This window comes from Streptomyces sp. NPDC043746, assembly GCF_056436485.1.
Map to the genome: position 1 here is coordinate 131033 of NZ_JBWKCM010000015.1, position 19107 is coordinate 150139.

The 19107-nt window shown below is 72.8% G+C and carries 14 protein-coding genes and 1 riboswitch; of the genes, 6 read left to right on the forward strand and 8 right to left on the reverse strand.

Features of this window, described 5'->3' with window-relative positions; genetic code table 11:
- The first annotated feature begins 115 nt into the window (after nt 1-115).
- Nucleotides 116-186: riboswitch (guanidine-III (ykkC-III) riboswitch) on the forward strand.
- Nucleotides 187-225: 39 nt separating this feature from the next.
- Complete coding sequence (locus tag AC0682_RS18310) at nt 226-546, forward strand: DMT family transporter (RefSeq protein ID WP_189525900.1); 321 nt, start codon at nt 226-228, stop codon at nt 544-546.
- Nucleotides 547-612: 66 nt separating this feature from the next.
- On the opposite strand, the gene AC0682_RS18315 is transcribed toward AC0682_RS18310, so the two are convergent.
- Nucleotides 613-3021 carry a transglycosylase domain-containing protein gene (locus AC0682_RS18315; RefSeq protein ID WP_478533863.1) on the reverse strand — a complete coding sequence of 803 codons (2409 nt, stop codon included), beginning with the start codon at nt 3019-3021 and terminating at the stop codon, nt 613-615.
- A gap of 199 nt (nt 3022-3220) precedes the next feature.
- Here AC0682_RS18315 and AC0682_RS18320 point away from each other — a divergent pair, with 199 nt between their 5' ends.
- The 4 genes from AC0682_RS18320 (at nt 3221) to AC0682_RS18335 (ending at nt 6742) form a co-directional block, all read left to right on the forward strand.
- Nucleotides 3221-4021: an ABC transporter permease gene (locus AC0682_RS18320; RefSeq protein WP_254812480.1), complete on the forward strand. Its 801-nt coding sequence runs from the start codon at nt 3221-3223 to the stop codon at nt 4019-4021.
- Entirely contained in the window at nt 4014-4892 is an 879-nt protein-coding gene (locus tag AC0682_RS18325; RefSeq protein ID WP_478533864.1) for an ABC transporter permease, read from the forward strand. Before AC0682_RS18320 ends, AC0682_RS18325 begins: the two co-directional genes overlap by 8 nt.
- A 20-nt stretch (nt 4893-4912) precedes the next feature.
- Entirely contained in the window at nt 4913-5917 is a 1005-nt protein-coding gene (locus AC0682_RS18330) for an ABC transporter ATP-binding protein (RefSeq protein WP_478533866.1), read from the forward strand.
- Nucleotides 5918-6049: 132 nt separating this feature from the next.
- Entirely contained in the window at nt 6050-6742 is a 693-nt protein-coding gene (locus AC0682_RS18335; protein WP_478533911.1) for a DUF1707 SHOCT-like domain-containing protein, read from the forward strand.
- A gap of 150 nt (nt 6743-6892) precedes the next feature.
- Here the strand turns inward: AC0682_RS18335 and AC0682_RS18340 are convergent, their stop codons facing one another.
- Entirely contained in the window at nt 6893-8140 is a 1248-nt protein-coding gene (locus tag AC0682_RS18340; RefSeq protein ID WP_478533867.1) for an SGNH/GDSL hydrolase family protein, read from the reverse strand.
- A 178-nt stretch (nt 8141-8318) separates the two neighbouring features.
- On the opposite strand from AC0682_RS18340, the gene AC0682_RS18345 reads away from it, so the two are divergent.
- Nucleotides 8319-9905: a DUF445 domain-containing protein gene (locus tag AC0682_RS18345; RefSeq protein ID WP_478533868.1), complete on the forward strand. Its 1587-nt coding sequence runs from the start codon at nt 8319-8321 to the stop codon at nt 9903-9905.
- Between the two features lie 150 nt (nt 9906-10055).
- Here AC0682_RS18345 and AC0682_RS18350 read toward each other — a convergent pair whose 3' ends face one another.
- From AC0682_RS18350 to AC0682_RS18375, 6 genes are all read right to left on the reverse strand, one after another.
- The gene (locus tag AC0682_RS18350; RefSeq protein ID WP_478533869.1) at nt 10056-10997 is read right to left on the reverse strand and encodes a pseudouridine-5'-phosphate glycosidase; all 942 of its coding nucleotides are present in this window, start codon (nt 10995-10997) and stop codon (nt 10056-10058) included.
- A 70-nt stretch (nt 10998-11067) separates the two neighbouring features.
- Nucleotides 11068-14982, reverse strand: a complete 3915-nt coding sequence (locus AC0682_RS18355) for an amino acid adenylation domain-containing protein (RefSeq protein ID WP_478533870.1) — start codon at nt 14980-14982, stop codon at nt 11068-11070.
- 380 nt (nt 14983-15362) lie between these two features.
- Nucleotides 15363-16025 (reverse strand): HAD family hydrolase, encoded by a 663-nt coding sequence (locus AC0682_RS18360; protein ID WP_478533871.1) that lies wholly within the window; start codon nt 16023-16025, stop codon nt 15363-15365.
- A complete protein-coding gene (locus tag AC0682_RS18365; RefSeq protein WP_478533872.1) occupies nt 16022-17146 on the reverse strand; it encodes a DMT family transporter in 1125 nt (374 codons plus the stop codon). Before AC0682_RS18365 ends, AC0682_RS18360 begins: the two co-directional genes overlap by 4 nt.
- A complete protein-coding gene (upp, locus tag AC0682_RS18370) occupies nt 17143-17787 on the reverse strand; it encodes a uracil phosphoribosyltransferase (protein ID WP_478533913.1) in 645 nt (214 codons plus the stop codon). Before upp ends, AC0682_RS18365 begins: the two co-directional genes overlap by 4 nt.
- Before the next feature lie 533 nt (nt 17788-18320).
- Entirely contained in the window at nt 18321-18950 is a 630-nt protein-coding gene (locus AC0682_RS18375; protein ID WP_478533874.1) for a hypothetical protein, read from the reverse strand.
- Between the last annotated feature and the right edge of the window lie 157 nt (nt 18951-19107).

The window sequence follows — 19107 nt, forward strand, 5'->3', positions numbered from 1 at the left end:
GCGGGGGGGAGGAGGATGGTTTGGGGGGTTGGGGGGACCCCACGGGTCTGTGTTGGGGGGGGTGGGGGGGGGGAGTGTGCCGGGGGGGCCGGGGGACCGTGGCCACCAGCCCCTCACGGCGTTCCTTGCTACGGTGGGACCACCCCGACGAGACGCGCCGTACCGGGCAGGCAAAGACGACGCACCCGTGGAGTTGTCCGTGTGCTCGTCGTCGGAGGTTCTGTCATGGCCTGGGTTCTGCTGGTCGTCGCCGGTCTGCTCGAAGTGGGCTGGTCGATCGGGATGAAGTACACCGAGGGGTTCACCCGGCTCTGGCCGAGCGTGTTCACCGGTCTCGGGATCGTGGCGAGCATGGTGCTGCTGTCGCATGCCGCGAAGACGCTGCCGATCGGTACGGCGTACGGGGTGTGGGTCGGCATCGGCGCGGCCGGGGCCGCGGTTCTGGGCATGGTCGTGCTGAACGAGCCGGTGACCGCCGCCCGGATCTTCTTCGTCTGCCTGCTGCTGGTCGCGGTGGTGGGGCTGAAGGCGACCTCCGGGCACTGAGGAGCGGCCTCCGGGGGCTGGGGAGCGGCCTCCGAGGGCCGAGGGAGCCCGAGGGAGCCGTCTCTCTCATCCGGCCGCCGGGGCGCGGGTGCTCCGTACTCCTTGTACGCCTTCGACGAAGCCCTTGCCGAGGCCGTCGCCCGTACCGCTGTCGCCGTCCCCGTTGCCGTTGTCGTCGCTCCCGGTGCCGGGGGCGGTGCCGGTGTCCCCTCCCGTGCCCCCGTCCGTCCCGCCGTCCGTGCCGGTGGCCGGTGGGGAGGGCGGGACGGGCGGGGTGGCAGCGGCGGGTGCCGAGGGCGCGGGGTCGGCCGGGGTGTGGTCGGGGGCGCTGCTGGAGGGGGTGTCGGCCGGGGCGGAGGGGCCGGTCGTGGCGGGCTCCCCGACGCCCGGTTCGCCCTCGCCCGGCGCCTGCGGTTCGTCGGAGCCGGGGGCCGTCCGGAGGTCGAACTCCTGGGCCGGGGAGGAGCGCAGGGCCGCTTCCGTGTAGGCGGCCCAGGTCTCGGCGGGGGCGCCGCCGCCGTTGACGCGGTCCAGGCCGAGGGCTCCGTACAGAGGGGTCTGGATGCCGGAGTCGGGGTCCTGGCCCATCACGGCGACGACGGTCGCGAGGTCGGGCGTGTACCCGGCGAACCAGGCGGCCTTGTCCTCCTCGGCGGTTCCCGTCTTGCCCACGGCGGGGCGGCCGACGGCCTGGGCGGCGGAGCCGGTGCCGCCCTCCACGACGGAGCGGAGGAGGGCGGTGGTGGTGTCGGCGGCCTCGCGGGGGACCGTCTGCTCGGTCCTCCGTTCGGGCAGTTCGATCTCGCTGCCGTCCTTGGTGACCTTGTCGACGAGGGTGTACGGGCTGTGTCGGCCGTGGTTGGCGAGCGTCGCGTAGGCCTCGGTGAGGTCCAGGACGCTGGCGGTGGCGGGGCCGAGCGCGATGGAGGGGGAGGCGGTGAGGTCGGGGGTGGTCTTCGGGATGCCGAGGGCGACGGCGGTCTCGCGCACCTTCTCCGGGCCGACGTCCTGGGCCATCTGCGCGTAGACGGAGTTGACGGACTTGTCGGTGGCGGTGCGGACGGTGATCTGCCCGTAGTCGACGTCGTCCTCGTTGGCGGGGTCGTAGCCGGTGGAACCCTGCGGGCCCTGGACGTTCCGCTTGTTGGTGCCGTCGTAGTAGGTCTCCGGGGTGATGCGTCGGCCGTCCTGGGTGGTGGAGCCGTTGGCGACGGCGGAGGTGAAGACGAACGGCTTGAAGGTGGAGCCGACCTGGTAGTCGCGGCGGGTGGCGTTGTTGACGTACTGCTGGGTGTAGTCGATGCCGCCGTACAGGGCGACGACCTCGCCGGTCTCCGGGACGATGGAGGCGCCGCCGACGCGGACGTCCCTGTCGGCCTCGCGCTCGCCGCTGCGCTTGGCCATCACGTTCTCCTCGACGGCCTGGACGAAGGCGTCCTGCTTCTTCTTGTCGAGGGTGGTGGTGATGCGGTGGCCGCCGGTGGCGAGGGTCTTCCCGTCGATGATCCCGTTGCCGGTGAGGTACTGCTCCACCGCCTGGACCAGATAGCCGCGCTGGCCGGAGAGGCCGTTGGGCGGCTTGGCCTCGCCGGGGACGGGGAACTCGGTGGCGGACCGTTCGCCGGGGTCGAGCCAGCCTTCCTTGACCATGCCGTCCAGGACGTAGTTCCAGCGGGCCAGGGCGGCGGGCCTGCTCTCGGGGAGGGCGACGACGTCGTAGGCGCTGGGGGCGTTGAGGAGGGAGGCGAGGTACGCGCCTTCGGCGGTGGTGAGGTCCTCGACGTTCTTGCCGTAGTACGCCTGGGCGGCGGCCTGGATGCCGTAGGCGTTGCGCCCGAAGTAGCTGGTGTTGAGGTAGCCCTCGAAGATCTGGTCCTTGCTCTGCTCGCGGTTGAGCTTGATGGCGATGAAGAACTCCTTGGCCTTGCGGACGACGGTGCGTTCCTGGCCGAGGTAGTAGTTCTTGACGTACTGCTGGGTGATGGTGGAGCCGCCCTGCTTGCCCTTGCCGGTCACGGTGTTCCAGCCGGCCCGGAACATGGCCCGCACGTCGACGGCGGGCTGGGAGTAGAAGTCGCGGTCCTCGGCGGCGAGTACGGCCTGCTGGACGGTGGCGGGCACCTGGGAGAGCCGGATCTTCTCCCGGTTGACCTCGCCGTCGCGGGCCAGGACGGTGCCGTCCCTGTAGAAGTAGACGTTGGACTGCGCGTCGGCGCCGGCGTTGGCGGCCGGGATGCCGACGAGCTGGTATCCGGCGAAGAACCCGCCGATGAGGAGGAGTCCGACCACCAGGGTGGTCCCGAGGACCATCCGCCAGGTCGGGAAGAGGCGGCGCCAGCCGGTCCGCCGGGGGCGTTTCGTGCGCCCCTTCCGCTTCCCCTTCCCGGGTGCGCTCCCCGGTGCTCCCACGCCGTCCCCGGGGGGCGCGGCGGCTGAGGGGTCCCGGGGGGCCCAGTTCTGTGGCACGTCGCTCATGTCGGTGGGGGCTCCTCGGATGCGGTCAGTTCTCCCATAGTGCCCGTTTCGCCGGGAAACCCCTCGTATCATCCTTCGATCTCCCCCGTTCTCCGTCTTCGCGCCCCCGCCCCCCGGGACTCCGGAAAGCGGTCGCAGCCGATCCCGCCGGTGTACTAGGGTCGGTCGCTTTGGTGTCCGAAGCAGCGGAGGGGGCGGCGTGCGGCTGTACGCAGTGGTGGCGGTGGGCGGGTTCCGGCGCTACGCCACCTACCGGACGGCGACGGCCGCGGGGGTGTTCACCAACACCGTCTTCGGCTTCGTCCTCGCCTACACCTACATCGCCCTGTGGGACGAACGCCCGCAGCTCGGCGGGTACGACATGTCCCAGGCGCTGACGTACGTCTGGATCGGCCAGGCCCTCCTCGCGGCCTGCGCAATGATGGGCGGCGGCTTCGAGGACGAGCTGATGGAGCGGATCCGTACGGGGGACATCGCCGTCGACCTGTACCGCCCGGCCGACCTCCAGCTGTGGTGGCTGGCGGGGGACGTGGGCCGGGCGGCGTTCCAGCTGATGGGGCGCGGGGTGGTGCCGATGCTCGTGGGGGCGCTCGCCTTCGACCTCGCGCTCCCCGGCTCGCCGTGGATCTGGCCCGCCTTCCTGCTCTCCGTGCTGCTGGGCATCGTGGTGAGCTTCGCCGTCCGCTTCCTGGTCGCGCTGTCGGCGTTCTGGCTGCTCGACGGGGCGGGGGCGGCGCAGATGTCCTGGCTGCTGGGGCTGTTCTTCTCCGGGATGCTGCTGCCGCTGCCGCTCTTCCCCGGGCTCCTGGGCGAGGTGGCCCGGATCCTGCCGTGGTCCTCGCTGCTCCAGATCCCGGCCGACGTGTTCCTCGGCAAGTACTCCGGGTGGGAGCTGCTGGAGGCGTACGCGTTCCAGGGCGCCTGGGCGGTGGCGCTGCTGCTGGCGGGGCGGCTGCTCCAGGGCGTGGCGACGAGGAGGGTGGTGGTGCAGGGTGGCTGAGACGGTCGCGGTGCGGCCCGAGGAGGGCCGCGACCCGGGCGGCTTCGCGTACGAGGACCGGCCCCGGCTGCTGGAGGGGCTGCGCGCCTACGGGCTGATCGTGGCCATGTGGGTGCGCTCGACGATGGCGTACCGGGCCTCGTTCGCCATGACGACGCTCGGGAACCTCGCGGCGACGGCCTTCGACTTCGTCACGATCGTGCTGATGTTCACCCACGTCGACGCGCTCGGCGGCTACACCCTCCCCGAGATCGCCCTGCTGTACGGCGCTTCGGCGACCGCGTTCGGCCTCGCCGACCTGCTGCTGGGCTCGATGGAGCGGTTGGGCCGCCGGGTCCGGGACGGCACGCTCGACACCCTGCTGGTGCGGCCGGTCCCGGTGCTGGCGCAGGTGGCGGCGGACCGGTTCGCGCTGCGCCGGATCGGGCGGATCACCCAGGGTCTAGCGGTGCTCGGCTACGCGCTGCTCACCCTGGACATCGCGTGGACCCCGCTGAAGGTGGCGATGCTGCCGGTGATGGTGATCAGCGGGGCGGCGCTCTTCGGGGCGGTCTTCGTGGCCGGGGCGGCCTTCCAGTTCGTCGCGCAGGACGCCTCGCAGGTGCAGAGCGCCTTCACGTACGGCGGGGCGACCCTGCTCCAGTATCCGCCGACGATCTTCGCCAAGGACCTGGTGCGCGGGGTGACGTTCGTGGTGCCGCTGGCCTTCGTCAGCTGGCTGCCCGCGCTGTACGTGCTGGGCCGCGACTATCCGCTGGACCTGCCGCGGTGGGTGGCGTTCCTGACGCCGGTGGTGGCGGTGGGGTGCGGGGCGCTGGCCGGGCTCGCGTGGCGGGTGGCGCTGCGTTCGTACCGGAGCACGGGCAGTTGACGGAGAGGGAGTCGGAGACGGTGGACGGTTTCGCACGACAGGACGCGGACGGCGGTGGCTTCATCACCCTCGACGGTGTCGAGAAGGTCTTCCAGGTCCGCCGCAGGGTCGGTCTGCTGCGCCGGGAGCGCCACGAGGTCCGCGCGGTGGACGGCATCAGCTTCCAGGTGGCGCGCGGCGAGATGGTCGGCTACATCGGCCCGAACGGGGCCGGGAAGTCGACCACGATCAAGATGCTGACCGGCATCCTCACCCCGAGCGGCGGCCGTCTGCGGGTGGCGGGCATCGACCCTTCCCGGGAGCGTACGCGCCTTGCCCACCGCATCGGTGTGGTCTTCGGCCAGCGGACCACCCTCTGGTGGGACCTGCCGCTGCGCGACTCGTACCGGCTGATGCGCCGCATGTACCGCATCCCGGACCGCCGTTACCGCCAGAACCTGGACCGCTGCGTCGAACTCCTGGATCTCGGGCAGCTGTTGGACGTCCCCGTACGCCAGCTCTCCCTGGGGCAGCGGATGCGCGGCGACATCGCGGCGGCTCTGCTGCACGATCCGGAGGTGCTCTACCTGGACGAGCCGACGATCGGGCTGGACGTCATCTCCAAGGCCAAGGTGCGGCAGTTCCTCAAGGAGTTGAACGCCGAGCGCGGGACCACGGTCCTGCTGACGACCCACGACCTGACCGACATCGAGCAGCTCTGCCGCCGGGTGATGGTGATCGACCACGGCCGGCTGATGTACGACGGTTCGCTCGCCGGTCTCCACGAGATGGGGGAGAGCGAGCGGATGCTGGTGGTGGACCTGGAGCGGGAACTTCCGCCGATCTCCCTGGCGCCCCAGGGGCCGGGGCCGGGGCTTCGGGCGGTCAAGGTGGAGGGGGTACGCCAGTGGTTGGCCTTCCCCGCCTCGGCCTCGGCCGCCCCGCTGGTGGCGCGGATCGCGGCCGAGTACCCGCTGGTGGACCTCTCCGTGCGGGAGCCGGACATCGAGGCCGTGATCGCGAGGATGTACGAGGCGGCGCCCTGAGAGGCGCGTTCCGTGGTCCCCGCCGGGACGGCCTCGCCCGGCCCCGACGCGCACACCTCCGTGGCCTGCGGGTCTGTGCCGGGAACGGGTCCGTTCAATAGGGTGCGCGGTATGACAAGTGAACGTCCCCAGATGCGTGCTTCCGATGCTGAACGTGAGCGGGTCGCCGAGTTGCTGAGAGAGGCCGTCGCCGAGGGCCGACTCCGGATGGACGAGTTCGAGCAGCGCCTCGACAAGGCCTACCAGGCCCGTACGCACGGGGAGTTGGAGCCGCTCGTGAGTGATCTCCCGGCGCCCGGCACGACGGTGGCCCCGGTGGGCTCCTCGGCGCCCGCCCCGGTGCGGGGTTCGGCCGCGAACTGGCCGTCCCGGATCGGCGGTAGCGCGACGTCGAGGGGCGGGTTCGCGTTCTGGGGCGGCTTCAACCGGAAGGGCCGCTGGACGGTGGCCCGGAAGTTCACGGCGTTCGCGATGTGGGGCGGCGGCGAGATCGACCTGCGCGAGGCGGACTTCGAGGACCGCGAGGTGGTCGTCCGCTGCTTCGCGATCATGGGCGGCATCCATGTGACGGCCCCGCCCGAGCTGAACGTGGACGTCCGGGGCATCGGCATCATGGGCGGTTTCGGCGAGGGCCCGAACGAGGACGGCGAGCCGGTGCCGCAGGCCCCCCGCGTCACGGTCACGGGGCTGGCCCTGATGGGCGGCGTCGGCGTGGAGCGCAAGCGCACGAAGGCCGAGCGGCGCCGGATCGAGGAGGCCGAGAAGGCGGAGAGGGCCAGGCGGATCGAGGAGGGCGACGGTCGCGGCCGCAAGGAGTCGGGCTGAGCCTCCTGCTGCTGGGCCGCCCCGGTGCGCGTACGGGGCCGGTGACCACGGACGTGCGTGGGGGTCCGGTGACCCCGGATGTGCGTGGGGTCCAGTGGCCCCGCACATGCGTGGGGGCCGGATGCCCCCCACGCGTACGCGTACGTCACCTCACAGCGGGTCCGACACCGGGGCCGTCGTCCGGGACCGCTCCAGCGACGCCAGGTCGACCCGCTCGCCGAGCGCCCGGTATCCGGCGTCGTTGAAGTGCAGGTGGTCGCCGGAGTCGTAGGCGGGGAGGATCCGGTCCGGCGCGGCGGGGTCGCGTACGGCCGCGTCGAAGTCGACGTAGGCGTCGAAGACCGTCCCGGACCGGATCCGCTCGTTGACCGCGAGCCGTACGGCGTTGCGCTCGGGCGTCCAGGAGCGGAAGCCCTCGAACGGGGTCAGGGTGGCGCCGACCACCCGCAGATCGCGGGCCCGCGCCTGCTCGGCGAGGGAGCGCAGTCCGGACACGATCCGTTCGGCGTCGGGCTCCTGAGGGGCCCCCTGGACGTCGTTGATGCCCAGGGCCACGATCACCGTGCGCACCCCGGCCACCCCGAGGACATCGCGCTCGAACCGGACCGTGCCGGGCTGCCCCGCCGAACCCTGGGTCAGAAGCCGGTTGCCCGCGATACCCGCGTTGGCCACCCCGTACCGTCCGCCGAGCCGCTTTGCCAGGACGTCGGTCCAGCGGGTGTTGGCGTCGGTGGTGGAACCGCTCCCCGCGGTGAGCGAGTCCCCGATGGCGACGACGGTGCCCGGCACGGCCTCGTTGCGGACGTCCACGGCGGTCAGATAGCGCCAGGTGGTGGTGGACCAGGTGGCCCGGCCGTCGGCCAGGTAGGACGTCTGGTGGCTGTTGGGGTGGTAGGTGACCGGCCCGCTCGCGCGCGGGGTGCGGAAGCCGATCTCCAGGTCGGAGCCGGGCGCGACGGGGACGGCGACCGGGTCGCTGACGACCTGGCCACCGGCGGCGATGGTGACGGCCGGGGCGCCGTCGAAGGTGACCGGGCGGGTGTTGACCGTGGCCCGGTCGACGAGGAGCGGGGAGGCGCCGAAGAGGTTGGAGAGCGTGATCCGGGCCGCGTCCCCGCCGACGCTGGTGTGCACGGTGTTACGGATGGTGCTGCCGGGGAAGCCGTGTTCGGTGTTCGGTTCGCCGCCGACGGGTGCGGTGGTCCAGGTGGCGACCCAGTTGCCACCGGTGTGGGCGGTGGCGACGGGGTTGCGGGCCGCCGCGTGGGTGTCGGCCGACGGCAGCGGGGCCGGGCGGGGGGCGGCGAAGAGGGCGGTGCCCGCCACGGCGGCGGCCGCGAGGACGGCGGTGCCCGCCAGTAGGGCGATGAGCAGGGCATACCCCTGGCGCCTGGTCATGTGCGGTGGCTCTCCTTGTGATGATCGTGCTGATCCCATGATGCGGCAGGCGCCGGGGAACTCGACGTGCGGCCCGGGAGTAGGGAAGTAGGGACAATGCGTACGTCGCGGGGGGACGGGCGTACGCGGATGGCTGGAGCGGCCGGGGCCGCCGGAGCGGGTGGAGCGGGTGGAGCGCATGGAACGGACCGGTTCCGGTGGGCGGGACGCGGAGCGGCGGCCGGGGGAGGACTCGGGGTCGGACGCGGGGGCGGAGACCAGGGGGGCGGCCGGGGCAGCCGGGGCGCGGACCGGCGTCCGTGAGGAGCTGGGAGGACGTGCGGACGGCGGGCCGGCCGCGGAGGCCGGTGCGGGCTCCGGTGCGGGCGGAGGCGTCGGTTCCGGTACGGGATCGGGCGGAGGCCCTGAGTCCGGCTCGGGCTCCGGATCCGGCGGCGGTTCCGGCGGAGGCGGCCACTCCGGCCCCCGCTCCGGACCTCTCGGCGGCGTGGGTCCGCTGGCCTCGTTCGCGTACACCGCCACCGACGAGGAGAAGCGGCGCGGCGTCCGGCGGATGAAGCTCACGGCGACCGGCCTCCTTCTCTTCGTCGCGCTGGTCTACGTTCTGGCCACCTGGGCGGAGCACTCCGGGGTGACGGGCTGGCCGGGCTATGTCGCGGCGGCAGCCGAGGCGGGGATGGTGGGTGCGCTGGCGGACTGGTTCGCCGTGACGGCGCTCTTCCGGCGCCCGCTCGGCCTGCCCATCCCCCACACCGCCATCATCCCCACCAAGAAGGACCAGTTGGGACAGTCCCTCGGTTCCTTCGTCGGCGAGAACTTCCTCTCCGGGGACGTCATCCGTGACCGGATCCACGCCCTGGGGGTCGGCCGGAGGGTCGGCGCGTGGCTCGCGGAGCCGGCCAACGCCGACCGGGTCACCGCCGAGTTGGCGACGGCGCTGCGCGGAGCGCTCACGGTGCTGCGGGACGCCGATGTCCAGGCGGTCGTCGGTGAGGCCATCACCCGGCGGGCCAGCGCGGTGGAGGTCGGCCCCGGCCTCGGCAAGATGCTGGAGCGGGTGGTGGACGACGGCGGCCACCGCAAGGTCGTCGACCTGATCTGCGTGCGGGCGCACGACTGGCTGGTGGAGCACGGCGATTCGGTGATGGACGCGGTGCAGGGCGGGGCGCCCGGCTGGACGCCCCGGTTCGTGGACAAGCGGGTGGGGGAGCGGGTCTACAAGGAGCTGCTGCGGTTCGTCACGGAGATGCGGGACATGCCGGGCCACCCGGCGCGCGCCTCCATCGACACCTTCCTCACCGACTTCGCGGCCGACCTCCAGAGCGACGCCGACACCCGGGCCCGGGTGGAGCGGCTGAAGTCGGAGATCCTGGGCCGGAGCGAGGTGCAGGACGTCATCGCGTCGGCGTGGTCCTCCGTCCGTACGATGCTCCTCGCGGCGGCCGAGGACGAGCGCAGCGAACTCCGCCTGAGGGCCCGCGCCTCCCTGATGTCGCTGGGCGCCAAGCTGGCGGCCGACGAGCGCCTCCAGGGCAAGGCCGACGGCTGGCTGGAGGACGCGGCGGTCTACGCGGTCACCCGGTACCGGGCCGAGATCACCTCGCTGATCAGCGAGACGGTGGCGAGCTGGGACGCCGACCAGACGTCGAAGAAGATCGAGGCGCACATCGGCCGCGACCTCCAGTTCATCCGCATCAACGGCACGGTGGTGGGTGCGCTGGCGGGCCTGGCGATCCACACGGTGTCGCGGGCGCTGGGGGGCTGAGGCACCCCGCGGGCCGGGATTCCGGGCGCGTACCCGTCCTGTCGTACGGATACGCACCCGGCCTACACGGGGAGTTGCCCGGTGGTACGGGCCCGGTGGCCCCCGTGTTCAACGTGCCGGGGACTTCCTCGGACCGTTTCACGGCCCCCCTCAGGAACCGGCGCTCACCTGGCGGGCGTAGGCGGCGGCCAGCCTGCCCCCGGTCTCGGCGGTGGAGATGAGGACCGCCATGTTGGCCTGGGCGGTCCGGCCCCCGGTCGCCCGGTCGACGGCCCGCATCAGGTACTTGGTGAGCCCCTGGCCGCTCACCCCGTCCCGCTCCGCCCGGGCGAGCGCCTCCGCGATCGCCCGCTCGGCCTCGGCGGAGTCCACCGCGTCCTCGGGGCGCGGTGGCGTGGTGATGACGACCGCGCCGGGGTGGCCGGCCGCCCAGTGGGTGGCGACGATCCGGGCGAGCAGATCGTCGTCGTCCACGCGGTGCGGGGAGCGCACCCCGCTGGAGGCGCAGTAGAAGGCCGGGAAGTCGTCGGAGCCGGTGGAGATCACCGGGACGCACTGGGTCTCCAGGTACTCCATGGTCAGCTTCAGGTCCAGGATCATCTTGGCGCCCGCGCAGACGACCGCCACCTTGGACCGGGTGAGCTGGATCAGGTCGGAGGAGACGTCCATCGTCGTCTGGGCGCCCCGGTGGACCCCGCCGAGCCCGGCCGAGGCGAAGAACGGGATGCCGGCGAGTTCTGCGGCGACCAGGGAGGAGGCGACGGTGGTGGCGCCCCGGCCGCCCCGGGCCAGGACGACGGGCAGGTCGCGGCTGGAGACCTTCGGGATGCCGGGCTCGGAGGCGAAGCGCTCGATGTCGTCGTCGCTCATGCCGACCCGGATCGCCCCGCCGTCGAGGCAGATGGTGGCGGGCACGGCCCCGCCCTTGCGTACGGCGGCCTCGACCCTGCGGGCGGTCTCCGCGTTGTCCGGGTAGGCCAGGCCGTGGGTGATGACGTTGGACTCCAGCGCGACGACCGGGCGGCCTTCGCGCAGGGCGTCGCGGACCTCTTCGGTGGGGATGACGGGGATGGTGGATGTTGCGGGAGCCATGGATGTCCTTCGGTGGTGGCGTGCGGGGCGGGCCCGTACCGCTGCTGCGGCGGGCGAGCGGCGCGGGGGGTTACGGGAACACGTCCAGGGCGCGGATCCCGGCGAGCAGTTCGGCCACCCCGGGCTCCTTCAGCACCTCGTAGTGGTCGCCGGTGAGGGGGACGACCCGGGGCGGCTCGGCCGAGTAGCCAAAGCTGCCCTCCAGGAACGAGTAGTCGTCGCCCCGCGCCTTGAAGACCGTCACCGGGGCCTCGACCCGGCGCTCCCGCAGTTCGCGGAAGGTGTAGTCGAACTCGTAGGTGGCGGCGACGACTTGGGCGATGCGGCGGATCGTCCCCTCGCTGAGCGCGGGCATCGTGCGGTGTACGAACGCGACGAAGGAGTCCTCGTCGGTGGTCTCGCGCAGGCAGGCCGCCACGGCGGGTCCGTGGGTGGTCCCGGCGAAGACGGAGTGCAGGATGGTGACGTAGACCGGGTTGGCGAACGACGCCTCCCGGCCCCACCGCCGGCCGTCCTCCGTACGGACACGGGGGTTGCCGGGGCAGAACAGCAGCAGGTTCTCCACCTTCTCGCCCGTCCGCTCCAGCTGCCAGGCGGCCTCGAAGGCGACCCGGGCGCCGAAGGAGTAGCCCCAGAGCGTGTACGGGCCGGTGGGCTGGATGCGGCGGATCTCGGCGATGTCGGCCTCCGCCATGCGCCGGATGGTGGCGTGGGGCCTCTCGCCGTCGTTGATGCCGTACGCCTGCACGCCCGCCACCGAGCGCTCGCCGTCGAAGCCCAGCGCGAGGGTGCGCAGGTTCATCGGGTAGCCGCCGAGGCCGGGCCAGGCGAAGACCTGGGCGGGCGCGCCTGCGGAGTTGAGCCGCACCAGCCGGGAGGCGGCGGGCGCGCCGGCGCGGTCGTCGATGCGGGCCGCCAGCCCGGCCAGGGTCGGGGTCTCGAAGACGGTCTGGAGCGGGAGCCGGGTCCCGTAGCGCCGGTTGATCCGGTTCACCAGGGCCACGGAGTGCAGGGAGTTGCCGCCGGAGGAGAAGAACTCGTCCCTGGTGGAGACCTCTTCGTACCCCAGCAGCCGCCCCCACTCGGCGGCCAGCCACCGTTCGGTCGGCGTCTCGGGCTCGACGTGCGCGGCGGTGTTCGCGCCGCTGACCACCTCGGGCAGCAGGGCGGTGGCCTTGAGGTCGGTCTTGCCGTTGGCGGTGACCGGCAGCCGGTCCACCACGACCACCCGCGAGGGGACCATGTAGTCGGGGAGGAACTGCGCGGCGTCGTCCCGGATCATCTCCGCCGGGCCCTTGGTGTGCACGGCGTCCTCGTTCATGCCCTCGTGCTCGGCCTGGGCCGGGGAGACCGGTCCGCCGACGAAGAAGTACGAGGCCGGGGCGGCCGGGGCGCAGGCGCGCCGCAGCAGGTCGTCCAGGCGCTGCGAAGCCGGTAGCGGGTGGCCGGTGCGCGAGGAGTAGCCGGAGGACATCAGCCCCGTGCCCGGCACGCGCTGGAGGCGGTGCAGCAGGGTCCCGAGCACCATGTACTGCCGCCAGGCGTCCTCCGTACGTGCCACGGCGCTGATCCCGAAGGAGGCCCGGTCGTACACGCCCTGGTTGATCGCGATGACATGGCGCCGCTCCACCACCTCGTCGCCCAGCCGTACCAGCGCGCCGTCCTCGTGGCGGTAGAGCCCGCCGGGCAGCCCGTCGACCCGGTCGCCGTGCGCCTGGACGTACAGCTCGGCCTCCGCCGCGCGCGGGCGCCCGTCGTACGGGACCACCGCGAAGGTGCCCAGGTAGTGGTCCTCCTCCGCCACGTCGAGCCGCGCCTTCGCCTCGGGGGTGAAACCGTCCGGGCGGACCGTGAGGCCGAGGCCGGGCAGCACCTCCTCCAGGACGCCGAGCATGTGCCCGGCCTCGAACTCCAGCACCTCGACGATGTTGTTCTTGTAGACCGGCTCGATGGCCCGCCGCTTTCCCAGGAAGTGGACTTTCAGCCCGGGTTCGCCGCCCGGGGCGGGGTGGTCCCCGACGCGTACCAGGGTGTGGTCGACGGGGTGGTGGTAGTAGACGCCCGACAGTCCGGCCACGCCGCCGGCCTCCAGGTAGAGCTGGGTGGCGTAGAGGGCTCCGGGGGAGGCGTAGGCGTACTTGGGCAGCAGCCGGTCCGGGCTGCGGTGCGGGCCCAACCAGCGGAGCAGCGTGCCGAGTTCGGACGCGGTCAGCTCACCGGGGGTGCGCGGGGGAGCGGCCGGGGGCTGCGGCGGGGCGAGGAGGGCGCGGAGAGCGTCGAGGGTCGCGCGCCCGCCCTCGTAGAACCGGTACGACTTGCGGGCGAAGGCGGCCCGCCGCTGCTCGGGCGTCGCCTCGGCACCGGCGAGTCGGACGACCGGGCGCCCGGTGAGCTCGGCGGGCTCGCGCAGACCGGGGTCGGCGAGCTGGGCCTTCACCTGGAGCTTGGACGACTTCGACTGGTGGTGCGCGGCGTCGGAGCGGCCCTGGTCCATCACCGCCGCCGTGTGCTCGTTGAGCTCGACCGCGGCGACGAGGACCTGGGAGCCGGTCCGGGGGTTGTCGGTCACCACGGCGGCGGCCCTGCGCACCCAGGTGTGCTCCTCGACCCGTGAGGCGACCTCCTCCAGCTCGACCCGGTAGCCCCGCAGTTTGACCTGGTTGTCGGTGCGGCCCTCGTACTGGATCGTGCCGTCCGCGTTCCACCGGGCGAGGTCGCCGGTACGGTACAGCCGCTCGGCCGGGTCGTCGGGCGAGACGATGAACCGCTCCCGGGTCGCCTCCGACCGCCCCAGGTAGCCACGGGCCAACTGGACGCCTCCGATGAAGAGTTCACCGCTCCGGCCGGACTCCACGGGGCGGAGGTCCTCGTCCAGGATGCGGCAGGTGACGTCGTCGGCCGGCCGGCCGATGGGAAGGATGTGCACGCTCGCGTCGTCGAGGACGGCCGGGTCGACGCTGAGCGAGGTCGCGTTGATGGTGGCCTCGGTCGGGCCGTAGAGGTTGATCAGCGAGACGTCGGGCAGGGCGCGCAGCAGCTCCTGCGCGAGGGGCCGGGTGAGCGCCTCACCACCGGAGAAGATCCTGGTCAGGGTGGTGCAGCTGGCGAGTTCGCCGCTGTCGACGAGGGCGCGCAGCAGGGTGGGGACGCCCTGGAGGGAGGTGACGCCGTACGCGTGGATCGTGTCGATGATCGCCTGGGGGTCGCGGAACGATCCCGGCGGGCTCATCACCACCCGGGCCCCCGCCGCGCAGGCGAGCACCTCCCACTGTGCCGCGTCGAAGCTGATCGGGGTCTTCTGGAGGACGGAGACGTCGGGACCGAGGTAGCCGCTGCGCTCCAGCCACCTCAACTGCGCGACCACGCTGCGGTGTTCGATCATCACACCCTTGGGGCTGCCCGTGCTGCCGGAGGTGTGGATGACGTAGGCGAGGTGGTCCGCGCGCGGCTCGGGGAGGGGGTGTACGGGGCCTTTGGGGCTTCCGGGGGCGGCGGGGCTTGCGGGGTCTCCGGGGGCGGCGGGGGCCGTGGCCTCGTCGACGGTGACCACCGTGGTCCCCTCGGGAACCAGGCCGGTCAGCCGGGCGCGTAGGTGCGGCTGGGTGACGACCACGCCGACGCCCGCGTCCAAGGCCATGTGACGCAGCCGCGAGTCGGGGTAGTCGGGCGAGAGCGGCAGATAGGCCGCTCCCGCGGCGAGGATGCCCCACACGCCCGTCACCAGGTCGGCGGAGGGCTCCACGAAGAGCCCGACGCAGGTGTCGGTCGCGACGCCGGAGCCGACCAGATGGGAGCCCAACCGCTCGGCGGCGGAGTGGAGTTCACCGAAGGTGAGGCGGCTCTCGGTCGATATCACGGCGATCTCGTCGTGCCGCTCACGGGCTTGGCGGCGCAGCAGGTCCGGCAGGGTCCGCAGGGCGGTGCACTGCTGAGGTATGCCGGGCGCCGACTGCTGTCTGGCGGGTGTCGAGGTGCTGGTGCTCATCTCTGAAATCCCCCGGGGGAGTGTGATCTGCGGTGGGTCCGGCCGTGCCGGGCAGAGTGCGCCGGTGCCGGCTGGGGCTGATCGTGCGAGGTGAACGCATGGGCTGGGGCGCCCTGCCGCGCCCTGTCGCCGACCGGTGGCGGAAGGGCGGAACAGGCCCGGCCACCGGCCTTGCGGCAGCAGGGCATGGCCCGTCGGCCGGGCGGCCGGGGCATGGCTGGTCGGAGGGCCGGGGCGACCGTCTGTCCCAGGCCCGCGGGCGGGAGGGAGGAGGCCGGACGCGCGGGGGTCCGCGCGCCGGGGATCCGCGCGGGATCGCGGCGCGGAGGATCGGGTGCGCGCCGGTCAGGACGCGGGGGGTCCGGCGGGTGGCCGGGCGACTACCCGGCGCGGAGGATCTGTGCGACGGCCGCGGGGAAGTCCGCCACCGTCCAGGTGGGTTTCACCGCGGCCAGCTGGGCGGCCGAGTGGATGCCGTAGGTGACGGCCACACTCCGCATCCCGGCGTTGTGGGCCATGGAGATGTCGTGCGTGGTGTCGCCGACCATGACGGCCCGGCCGACCGGGTGACCCAGCTCGGCGGCGATCAACAGCCCGGTCTCCGGGGCGGGTTTGGGCTCGGTGACGGCGTCCGCTCCGACGACCACGGCGAAGTGGTCCCGGATGCCCGCCGCCGTCAGGAGCACCTCGGCGCTGGCGGTGTGCTTGCTGGTGGCGATGGCGAGGACGAGGCCCGCCGCACGCAGCTCGGCCAGCCCGTCCGCCACTCCGGGATAGAGCAGCGACTGCGCCTTGGGCACGATCTGCTCGCGGTAGAGCCGCTGGTAGCACGGTACGGCCGCCTCGACCGTGGCGGAGTCCGCCGGGACACCGATGAGCTGGGCGAACGCCTTCTCCAGGGGCAGCCCGATGGTGGCCCGGATCTCCTCGGGGAAGACGGCCGGGACGCCCAGGGCGGCGAGGGTCGCGGTGAAGTTCTCGACGATGGCGTTCGGGGTGTCGACGAGGGTGCCGTCGAGGTCGAACAGGACCGGCCGCGTCACGACTGCTCCCTTTCCGTGGTCTGCCGGGGCGAACGGGCGGCCGGTCGGGTGCCGGCCTCGGTGGTGGGTGGCGCGGAGTGGACGGGCCCGGCGGCGGTGGGACCGTCGGGCCTCGCCGTCCCGGCTGTTGTCGGCGTCCCGGCCGCGGCGGGGCCGCCGGGCGGTCCGGCTGCTGTGGCCGCCCCGGCCGCGACCGGACCGCCGGGGCGCTCGTCGGTGCTCCCCGTCGGCGGCCCGGCCGACCCGCGGGCCCCCCGGGCCTCGCGTGCGGTCGACCGCTGGGCGAGCAGGACCGCGGTCACGACGGCGACGGCCCCGGCGCCCTGGACGGGCGTCAGCCCCTCCCGCAGGAAGAGGAAGCCGAGGACGGTGGCGGCGAGCGGACTGGCGAAGCCGAGGAGCGACACGGTCAGGGCGGGCAGCCGCTCGATACCGCGGAACCAGAGGGCGTACGCGAGGAGCGCGCCGACCAGGCTGAGGTAGGCGAACCCGGCGAGGTTGGTCCAGGTCACCCGGTCGGGAAGGCCCTCGCCCAGCAGGGCGACCGGGGCGATCAGCAGCCCGCCCGCGGCCAGCTGCCACCCGGTGAAGGTGAGCAGCCCGACCCCCGGTGGCCGGCCCCAGTGCTTGGTCAGGACGATGCCCGACGCCATGCACACCGCGCCGCCGAGCCCCGCGACCACGCCGATCGTGTCGAGCCCGGCCTCGGGCCCGAGGACCAGCATGCCGACGCCGGCCGTGCCGAGCACGCAGGCCCAGACCTGCCAGCCGCGGATCGCCGTACGCAGCAGCAGCGCGGAGAGCAGGAGGACGAAGACCGGCTGGACGGAGCCGACGAGCGCGGCGACCCCGCCGGGCAGGTGGTAGGCGGCGACGAAGAGGAGGTAGAAGAAGACCCCGATGTTCAGGGCCCCCAGCACCAGGATCCGCCACCACCAGTGCCCCTGCGGAAGCCGCCGCCCCGCCAGCGTGAGGATCAGCCCGCCCGGCAGAGCGCGTACGGCGGCGGCGAGGAGCGGGCGGTCCGGCGGCAGGAGCTGGGTGGTCACCAGATAGGTGCTGCCCCAGACGACGGGGGCGAGGACGGTGAACGCCGAGTCGAGTCCGACACGCTGCTTCATGAGGCGGCCGCCGGGACCGTACCGAAGAACCTGTCCCCGAAATCGCCGATGCCGGGGACCATGAACGCGTTCTCGTTCATTCCGTCCTCCACGGCGGAGGTCACGACCTTCACGTCCGGGGCGGCGAGACTGAAGCGATCCAGCCCGGTGGGGGAGGCCAGGAAGTTGATCAGGACGACGTTCTCGTCCGGAACTCCGGCCTCGCGCAGCACGTCGAGCGCGGCGAGCGCGGACCCTCCGGTGGCCAGCATGGGTTCCATCAGCAGCACATGGCCCGTGTGTATGTCATCGGGAAGGTGTGCGTAGAACAGCTCGGGCTGCTTCGTCCGCCCGTCCCGTTGAATCAGGATCTTCCCGATCCGGATTCCCGGGACCATCTCCCGCAGCTCCGTCTCCATGCTCTCCCCGGCGCGGACCACCGAGACCCCGCAGACGCGACGGGTGAATTCGAGCCCGTGGTAGGTCTCGCCCACCGGAGTGGTGACCTCGCGTTCCTGGAACGGGAGCAGATCGAGCCCGGTCTCCAGCAACAGCCGGATGATGCGCCGGGAATAGACCTCGAAGTCCCTGCCCGACACGTTCTTGTCCCGTACGACGGTATGCAGCGCGCGTAACTGGCTCGTCTGCGGCAGCAGTAACACATTTCGGGAAGGCATCCCGGACGACCCCCAATGATGGATGGAACGGCGGCAGGTGTGCCGCAACACCACACTCGGGGATCGATGCCATCGCCCCCCAAGTCCCCTTGGACGGACCGGAGTCGAGCCCTTCCGACACCGGACGGTCCGGACACTAGGTGGCTGATAAGTGCCTGTCAATCGCCGACAGGACGAGTCGTCAGGTGTGCTTCGGGGAGGAGATGTCTTCCTGGATCGACTTTCACCAAAGGGCCTGTGACCAGGCAGGTTGGAATCTTCCCGGCAAGGAGCTGACGTGCGGCGACGATGTGGGCCACCGGTCGATTCCGCCTCGGGTGGACGGTAGATGAACTTTCGCCTGGCGCATATTGAGAGGTTCGACATTTCCCTGATGCGTCAGGTCTTTTCCCCGCGCGCACACACGGAGAATGAACGTCCGCGATGCGGGCCGGACGCAGGGAGGCCGGACGCACAGAGGCCGGGCGGAGGGCACGCGACCCGTCCACGCCCGGCCTCGGGGCCGTCAGGCCCCGACGTCACCTCAGCGACGCCCGCCGCTCCTCGATCAGACGCCGGTAGGCGGGATGCCACGGCTCGGCCTCGGCCCGGGCGATGACCCGGTCCGCCTCGACGCGCCTGCGGTGGGACCGGTAGAGGTCGTAGAGGAACCACAGGCACAGCGCCGGCAGGCCGACGCGCAGCCACGTCAGCGGCAGCAGGGCGACGGCCAGGCCGAGGACGAGACAGACGACCGCCGCGGTGACGGCGACGAAACGGCCGGCGATCCGGCCCGCGACGGCTTCGTCCTCCTCCGGTTCGTCCTCGCCGCCGGGGCTCGCGCCGTCCGGCTTCACCGCACCGCCTGCTCCGTCGCTCCGGCGGTCGTCGGCCCTGTCGTCGTCACGGAAGACCATGACCGTCTCGGTCAGGGCCTTGGAGCGCAGCAGCAGGTGAAGGCCCGGAACCAGCACCGCGGCCACGGCGACGGCCCGGCCGGCGCCCTCGGACGGCAGCCAGATTCCGACCGCCGCGGCGACCGAGGCCAGGAAGTAGGCCCAGGCGGGCACGGTGCGCTGGAAGGCGCGGGTCCGTTCGGCTCCGAGCAGTTCGGCCAGGCGACTCCCGTCCGGGAGACCGCCGCCGGGCGGCGGGAAGGGCTTGCTCATGGTGGTCCTCCTCAGGTGGTCGTGCAACAAAGATGAGGCGGAAAGACGCCGGAGGGAAAATGGCTGGGGGGGGGGGGGGGGGGCGGGGGGGGGGAGGGGGGGGGGGTGGGGGGGGGGGGGGGGGGGGGGGGGGGGGGGGGGGGGGGGGGTGGAGGAG